Annotated in this window: 5 protein-coding genes; all 5 read left to right on the forward strand. The window is 63.6% G+C overall.

All coding sequences use genetic code 11. From position 1 onward, the window contains the following. Positions 1-45: 45 nt before the first annotated feature. The 5 genes from ACE04F_RS10480 (at position 46) to ACE04F_RS10500 (ending at position 7,154) form a co-directional block, all read left to right on the forward strand. Positions 46-810, forward strand: a complete 765-nt coding sequence (locus ACE04F_RS10480) for a class I SAM-dependent methyltransferase (RefSeq protein WP_486106461.1) — start codon at positions 46-48, stop codon at positions 808-810. Between the two features lie 47 nt (positions 811-857). Next, positions 858-1,940, forward strand: coding sequence for a 3-isopropylmalate dehydrogenase (gene leuB, locus ACE04F_RS10485; protein WP_063320312.1), 1,083 nt, complete (start codon positions 858-860; stop codon positions 1,938-1,940). A gap of 54 nt (positions 1,941-1,994) precedes the next feature. Continuing rightward, positions 1,995-3,107, forward strand: a complete 1,113-nt coding sequence (gene asd / locus ACE04F_RS10490; RefSeq protein WP_486106463.1) for an aspartate-semialdehyde dehydrogenase — start codon at positions 1,995-1,997, stop codon at positions 3,105-3,107. A 251-nt stretch (positions 3,108-3,358) separates the two neighbouring features. Further along, positions 3,359-4,369, forward strand: a complete 1,011-nt coding sequence (locus tag ACE04F_RS10495) for an aspartate-semialdehyde dehydrogenase (protein ID WP_486106465.1) — start codon at positions 3,359-3,361, stop codon at positions 4,367-4,369. A 208-nt stretch (positions 4,370-4,577) separates the two neighbouring features. Then, entirely contained in the window at positions 4,578-7,154 is a 2,577-nt protein-coding gene (locus tag ACE04F_RS10500) for a FimV/HubP family polar landmark protein (protein WP_486106467.1), read from the forward strand. The last annotated feature ends 144 nt before the right edge of the window (positions 7,155-7,298 follow it).

Consider the following 7,298-nt stretch of genomic DNA (forward strand, 5'->3'; position numbering starts at 1 on the left):
ACGGCGGTGCTGACACCACAAGGCTACAGCCCAAAAGGAAGTCCCATGACCAGCACCGCCCACAGCCAGGTCGTACAAAAGCAATTCGGCGAACAGGCCTCGGCCTACCTGAGCAGCGCCGTGCACGCCCAGGGCGCCGAATTCGCCCTGCTGCAGGCCGAGCTGGCCGGTCACGCCAATGCCCGTGTGCTGGACCTGGGCTGTGGCGCCGGGCATGTGAGCTTCCATGTGGCGCCGCTGGCTGGTGAAGTGGTGGCCTACGACCTGTCCCAGCAGATGCTCGACGTGGTTGCCGCAGCGGCGGCCGAGCGTGGCCTGGGCAATATCGGCACGGTACGTGGCGCTGCCGAGCGGTTGCCGTTCGCCGACGGCGATTTCGACTTCGTGTTCAGCCGCTATTCGGCGCATCATTGGAGCGACCTGGGCCTGGCGTTGCGGGAAGTGCGCCGGGTGCTCAAGCCGGGCGGCGTAGCGGCGTTCATTGATATCCTGTCGCCGGGCATGCCGCTGCTCGATACCTACCTGCAAAGCGTCGAAGTGCTGCGCGACACCAGTCATGTGCGCGACTATTCGGCCGCCGAGTGGTTGCAGCAGGTCAGCGACGCGGGGCTGCACAGCCGCAGCACCTCGCGCCAGCGTCTGCGCTTGGAATACCGTTCGTGGGTCGAGCGCATGCGTACTCCGGAGGTAATGCGGGCGGCGATTCTCGAGCTGCAGCGCTCGATGGGCGATGAAGTGCGTGAATATTTTCAGATTGAGGCCGATGGTTCGTTCAGTACGGATGTACTGGTGCTGTGGGCCGAGCGATAGCATTTTTCCCGGCTAGCCCAAGGGCGCCGACAGTTAACGAGGAAAGCATGAGCAAGCAGATTCTGATTCTCCCAGGTGATGGCATCGGCCCGGAAATCATGGCCGAGGCGGTCAAGGTCCTGGAGCTGGCGAACGACAAGTACGGCCTGGGTTTCGAACTCAGCCACGACGTCATCGGTGGCGCCGCCATCGACAAGCACGGCGTGCCGCTGGCCGATGAAACCCTGGACCGTGCCCGTGCCGCCGATGCCGTGCTGCTGGGCGCCGTGGGCGGGCCGAAATGGGACAAGATCGAACGCGACATCCGCCCCGAGCGCGGGCTGCTGAAGATTCGCGCGCAACTGGGCCTGTTCGGCAACCTGCGTCCGGCGATTCTTTATCCGCAACTGGCCGATGCATCGAGCCTGAAGCCGGAAATCGTCTCCGGCCTGGACATCCTCATCGTTCGTGAGCTGACCGGCGGTATCTACTTCGGTGCCCCGCGCGGTACCCGTGAGCTGGAAAATGGCGAACGTCAGGCCTACGACACCCTGCCGTACAGCGAAAGCGAAATCCGCCGTATCGCCCGGGTCGGCTTCGACATGGCCCGCGTGCGTGGCAAGAAATTGTGTTCGGTGGACAAGGCCAATGTGCTGGCTTCCAGCCAACTGTGGCGCGAAGTGGTCGAGCAGGTGGCCAAGGATTACCCGGACATCGAGCTGAGCCACATGTACGTCGACAACGCCGCGATGCAACTGGTGCGCGCGCCGAAGCAGTTCGACGTGATCGTCACCGACAACATGTTCGGCGACATCCTGTCCGACGAAGCGTCGATGCTCACCGGTTCCATCGGCATGCTGCCGTCGGCCTCCCTGGATGCCAATAACAAAGGCATGTACGAGCCGTGCCACGGCTCGGCGCCGGACATTGCCGGGCAGGGCATTGCCAACCCGTTGGCGACCATCCTGTCGGTGTCGATGATGCTGCGCTACAGCTTCAACTTGAACGATGCCGCCGACGCGATTGAAAAAGCCGTCAGCGTGGTCCTGGACCAGGGCTTGCGCACCGGTGACATCTGGTCACAAGGTTGCACCAAGGTCGGTACGCAGCAAATGGGCGATGCAGTAGTCGCCGCGCTGCGGAATCTGTAATCTTTCGGGCCCACTGCTTCGACGGTGGCCCACTTTTGTATAGGTGTAGTTGCGATGAAACGTGTAGGTCTGATCGGTTGGCGCGGCATGGTCGGTTCCGTGCTCATGCAGCGAATGCTGGAAGAGCAGGATTTCGATCTCATTGAGCCGGTGTTTTTCACCACCTCCAACGTCGGTGGCCAGGGCCCGTCCGTGGGCAAGGACACCGGTGCGCTCAAGGATGCCTACAGCATCGAAGAGCTCAAGACCCTCGACGTGATCCTGACCTGCCAGGGCGGCGACTACACCAGCGAAGTGTTCCCCAAGCTGCGTGAAGCCGGCTGGCAGGGTTACTGGATCGACGCCGCTTCCAGCCTGCGCATGCAGGACGACGCGGTGATCATCCTCGACCCGGTCAACCGCAAGGTCATCGACCAGCAACTGGACGCGGGCACCAAGAACTACATCGGCGGCAACTGCACCGTCAGCCTGATGCTGATGGGCCTGGGCGGCCTGTTCGAGGCCGGTCTGGTGGAATGGATGAGCGCCATGACCTATCAGGCGGCTTCCGGTGCCGGCGCGCAGAACATGCGCGAATTGATCAAGCAGATGGGCGCGACCCACGCCGCTGTCGCCGATGACCTGGCCAACCCGGCGAGCGCCATCCTCGACATCGACCGCAAGGTCGCCGAGGCGATGCGCAGCGATGCCTATCCGACCGAGAACTTCGGCGTGCCGCTGGCTGGCAGCCTGATTCCGTGGATCGACAAGGAACTGCCTAACGGCCAGAGCCGTGAAGAGTGGAAGGCCCAGGCCGAAACCAACAAGATCCTCGGTCGCTTCAAGAGCCCGATCCCGGTGGACGGCATCTGCGTGCGCATCGGCGCCATGCGTTGCCATAGCCAGGCGCTGACCATCAAGCTGAACAAGGACGTGCCGATCGCCGACATCGAAGGGTTGATCAGCCAGCACAACCCTTGGGTCAAGCTGGTGCCGAACAATCGCGAAACCAGCATTCAAGAGCTGAGCCCGACCAAGGTCACCGGCACCCTGAACGTGCCGGTGGGCCGCCTGCGCAAACTGAACATGGGCTCGCAGTTCGTCGGTGCTTTCACCGTCGGCGACCAGCTGCTGTGGGGCGCGGCCGAGCCGCTGCGGCGCATGCTGCGGATCCTGCTCGAGCGTTGATCGGTTGCTGCTGTTGAAGAACCCGTGCCTTGCGAGAGGCGCGGGTTTTTTATTGGAAAACAGCGCTGAGGTGTTGGGGTATGTGACCCGGCCTCTTCGCAAGCAGGCTCGCTCCCACGTTGGATCTCTGTAGAACACAAAACCTGTCGGAGCGAGCCTGCTCGCGAAGAGGTCATTCCAGGCACCGCAATTGCCTGCCTACCCACCACCCGGTAAAGTGCCGCTCCCCACGTTTTACCTGAGGTAGATCCATGAGCCAGTCCTTTGATATTGCCGTGATCGGCGCCACCGGTACTGTCGGCGAAACCTTGGTGCAGATTCTCGAAGAGCGGGATTTTCCGATCGGCACCCTGCACCTGCTGGCCAGCAGCGAGTCGGCAGGCAGCTCGGTGCTGTTTCGCGGCAAGAACGTGCGGGTGCGCGAGGTCGATGAATTTGATTTCGCCAAGGTCCAACTGGTGTTCTTCGCTGCCGGCCCGGCGGTCACCCTGAGTTTTGCCCCACGCGCCACGGCCGCCGGTTGTGCGCTGATCGACCTCTCCGGCGCGCTGCCGCCGGAGCAGGCACCGCAGATCGTGCCAGAGGCCAACGCCCAGTTGCTGGCCGGCCTGGGCAAACCGTTCCAGGTCAGCAGCCCCAGCGCCTCGGCCACTGCGCTCGCCGTGGTGCTCGCGCCGCTGCGCGATTGCCTGGACCTGCAACGCATCAGCGTGACCGCCAGTCTCGCCGTCTCCGCCCAGGGGCGCGCAGCGGTGAGCGAGCTGGCGCGCCAGACCGCCGAGTTGCTCAATGCCCGTCCGCTGGAACCGAAATTCTTCGATCGGCAGATGGCGTTCAACCTGCTGGCCCAGGTCGGAGTCCCGGATGAGCAAGGCCATACGCTGCTGGAGAAGCGCCTGGTTCGTGAGCTGCGCCAAGTGCTGGCGCAACCTTTGTTAAAGATTTCCGTCACTTGCATTCAAGCGCCGGTGTTTTTCGGCGATAGCTTTAGCGTGACCGTACAGTCTGCGGTCGCCGTTGACCTGGCGAAGGTCAACGCAGCCCTGGAGGCGGCGCCCGGCATCGAGCTGGTGGAGGCGGGCGACTACCCGACGCCGGTAGGCGATGCGGTCGGCCAGGATGTGGTTTATGTCGGGCGTGTGCGCGGTGGCGTGGACGATCCGGCGGAACTGAATCTGTGGCTGACGTCGGATAACGTGCGCAAGGGCGCGGCGCTCAATGCCGTGCAGGTGGCTGAGTTGTTGATAAAAGACTTGCTGTAAAAGATACTTGGCAACAATTTGTCGAATGAGTCTAGCTGGGCGCTATGCTTGGCCAGAGTGCTGAAGGCGAACCTCCTCCCCGGGGCGTCCTCGGGCATGAGTGAAACGATCGCGCGCGCCGTCGCTTCGGGGCTGCGCGCAATGCCTTACGGCAGCGGCATCAACACCTTCTCGCTGGCCGAGGAATGTTCAAACAAAGGAAGAGGCTATGGTTCAAGTTCGCAAACTGGTGTTAGCAATAGCGGCCGCCTCGGCGCTGTCCTCCGGTATGGCGCAAGCGCTAGGGCTCGGGGAGTTGACCCTGAAGTCGCCGCCGAACCAGCCTTTGGTCGCCGAGATCGAGCTGCTCGATGTCCAGCAACTGACCGCCGCCGAAGTCGTGCCGAGCCTGGCGCCCCCCGAAGAATTCGCCAAGGCGGGCATTGACCGCCAAGCCTTCCTCAATGACCTGAGCTTCACCCCGGTGATCAATGCCAACGGCCGTAGCGTCCTGCGGGTGACGTCCAGCCGGCCGCTGTCCGAGCCGATGGTCAAGTTCCTGGTGCAGGTAATGTGGCCCAACGGCCGCCTGCTGCGCGACTACAGCGTACTGCTCGACCCTTCAAAATTCTCGCCGCAGGCCGCCGATGCTGCGCGGGCGAAGCCGTCCCAAGCGGTTTCCACACCGGTCACCGGCGCCACCAAGCCGTCCCAATACACCACCACGCCGCGCGACACCCTGTGGGAAATCGCCGCCAAGGTGCGCAACGGCGGTTCGGTGCAACAAACCATGCTGGCGATTCAGGCGCTGAACCCGAACGCCTTCATCAACGGCAATATCAACCTGCTCAAGACCGGTCAGGTGTTGCGCCTGCCGGATCCGGTGCAAAGCACGGCGCTGCCGCAACCACAGGCCATCGCCGAAGTAGCTGCACAGAACGCCGCCTGGCGCCAGGGACGTCGGGGTGTGGCGGGTAGCGGCCGGCAACAGTTGGACGCGACCAAGCGGGGCGCTGGCGATGGCGCGCCAGCCCAGGCCGCCGCGCGCGACAACCTGAGCCTGGTTTCCGCCGAGGCGGCGAAGGCCGGCGCCAAGGGCAAGGGCCCTGCCGGCGATGCCCAGGCACTGAGCAACCAGCTTGCCGTGACCCAGGAGAGCCTCGATGCGGCTCGCCGCGACAACGAAGAATTGAAAAGCCGCATGGCCGACCTGCAGAGCCAACTGGACAAGCTGCAGCGCCTGATCGAGCTGAAGAACAACCAGCTGGCGAAAATGCAGGCGGATGGCACCGCCGTACCGCCTGCGGGCGAGTCGACCCCGACGATGTCGGCCGAGCTGACCCCGGCGCCGACGGCACAGCCACCAGTCCCAACACCGGCACCCGAGGCCGCTCCGGAAGCGACGCCGGCCGCCGCACCGGTCGAGCCGACACCTGCCGCTTCCGATGAAAAGAAATACAACGACCTGCTGACCAATCCGATTCTCCTGGGGCTGATTGGCGGCGGCGCGTTGGTCGTGTTGCTGCTCCTGTTGCTGCTTGCTCGTCGCCGCAAGGCCCAGCAGGAAGCCGAGAAACACCTGCGCATGGCCCGAGCCCTCGAGGAGGAGGCCGACTTCTCCCCGGAGCTCGATCTGCCCCCGAGCAGCTTCGAGGGCATTGAGGTTCCACCACCCAGCGTAAAGCTCGAACCCAAGCCAGCCCCAGCGCCTAAGCCGGTTCCGGTGGTTGCGCCGGTGATTGTCACGCCACCTATCGCCGCACCGTTGGTCGCCCCGGCCGCCGATCGTTCCGACGACGTATTGCCTCAGGCCCAATCGCACATCGATCGCGGTCGCTTGAACCAAGCGGCCGATCTGCTGGAGCAAGGCATCAAGGCTGAGCCTCAGCGCAGCGACCTGCGCCTGAAGTTGATGGAGGTCTATGGTCAACAAGGCGACCGAGACGCTTTTGTTGCCCAGGAACGCCAACTGGTGGCCAACGGTGAAAACTACGCCCAGGTCGAACAGCTCAAGAGCCGTTTCCCGGCCATGGCGGTCGCCGCTGGCGCAGGCCTGGCGGCCGCAGCCGTGGCTGCCGAGCTGGACGCGCAGTACGTCAAGGCACTGCTGGAAGACAAGCCGGCGACCGATGAAGAGCTCGACAACGCTTTTGACCTGAGCTTGGACGATTTTGATACGACGCCCGCGACGCCGGCACCCGAGCCGCTCAACGAGCTGGACGCGTTTCCGGAAGACGATGACCTGAGTTTCGAGTCGGTGCTCAAGCAGCAGACCGAGGCCAATGAAAGCCTCGACGACCTGTCTGAGTTCGACCTGGACCTGGGCGCCGATGCTCCGGCACCCGCCCTGGAGGATGAAGACTTCCTGCTGGACCTGGAGGATGACCTCAAGGGCCTGGACGTCCCGGCTGCCGAAAAGCCCGCCCTGGACGACACACCGGCCGACGATCTTGAACTACCGGCGGATTTCGACTTGTCCCTGGCGGACGAAATGGATGCCCATGACCAGCCCAAGGATGCCTTCGAATCCGAGCTGGACGATGTCAACGCCGAGCTGGATCGTTTGTCCGACAGCCTCGGTCAGCCGACCTTCACGGCCGATGATGCCTTGGCAACTGCTGATGACGAGCCGGATTTCGACTTCCTCAGCGGCACCAACGAGGTGGCAACCAAGCTCGATCTGGCCCAGGCCTATATCGATATGGGCGACGACGATGGCGCCCGGGATATCCTCGGCGAGGTCCTCAACGAAGGCGATGCCGCGCAGAAGAGTGAAGCGCAGGAAATGTTGTCGCGCCTGGCTTGAGGTGATTGGTTAAACAGAGACGGCAGCCGGTGAGGCTGCCGTTTTTGTTTGCAGGTCATCGACGCTGCTCTTGTGGCGAGGGAGCTTGCTCCCGCTCGAGTGCGCAGCGCTCGCAAAAAATAGCCGACGCACCAAGGGAGGGGC

This window comes from Pseudomonas sp. AGC41, assembly GCF_057334555.1.